The sequence below is a fragment of the Sphingobacterium griseoflavum genome (genome assembly GCF_014653155.1).
GTDB lineage: Bacteria > Bacteroidota > Bacteroidia > Sphingobacteriales > Sphingobacteriaceae > Sphingobacterium > Sphingobacterium griseoflavum.
The window spans coordinates 1-763 of the sequence record NZ_BNAF01000025.1 but is presented as its reverse complement, the minus strand read 5'-3'; the positions used below and the strand labels follow the sequence as shown (position 1 = coordinate 763).

Below are 763 nucleotides of genomic sequence, written 5' to 3'. Positions count from 1 at the left end.
CTGTGGAAGTATGCCCAAGGTGTTGCTGCCGAAGAATTGAAAGATCCATCTCCATCTGAATTTGACCAGGTAAATGCCCAGCAGGTGCGTCAAACGATCGCAAAGATCGATCATGCGCTGCAGGATAAGCCGGTGGACAACAAAGTAAAGCAAAAGCTAAACTACGCCCGCAGGCACTGGCCCAAGAACCTGGACCGGTACGAGCAGCAGGAAGAACAACTCGGTTCGCGTAACAGCATGTCCAAGACAGATCCAGACGCCACCTTCATGCGTATGAAAGAGGACCACATGCTGAATGGCCAGCTGAAGCCGGCCTACAACGTGCAGATAAGCACCCAGCAACAGTTCATCCTAAACTATTCACTACACCAAACCTCTACCGATTACCAGACCCTTCCCGTGCACATCGAACAATACCAGGGGCTGTATAATACTCTTCCCAGTGCGATCGTCGCCGATGCCGGTTATGGTTCAGATGAGAACTATGCTGTGCTGGAGCAAAAAGAGATCGAGGCATATATCAAGTACAACACCTTTGATAAAGAGCAAAAACACGGCATCAGACCATTTAGTAGTGACAGTCTGCATTATAACCAAGCGGAGAACTATCTGGTTTGTCCCATTGGACAACGAATGGGGCATATTGGCGATGGCCAGCGGATAACCACTTCGGGCCATGTCCAGCTTGTCAGTCGATACCAGGCACGTAATTGCCAAGGATGTCCCATGAGGGGCGTGTGCCATGCCGCTAAAGGTAACCGTA

The 763-nt window shown here is 50.3% G+C and carries 1 protein-coding gene; it reads left to right on the top strand.

Going from position 1 to position 763, the window contains the following annotated elements:
- On the top strand, positions 1-763 hold a 763-nt coding region (locus IE165_RS18445; RefSeq protein WP_189628131.1), incomplete at both ends, for a transposase.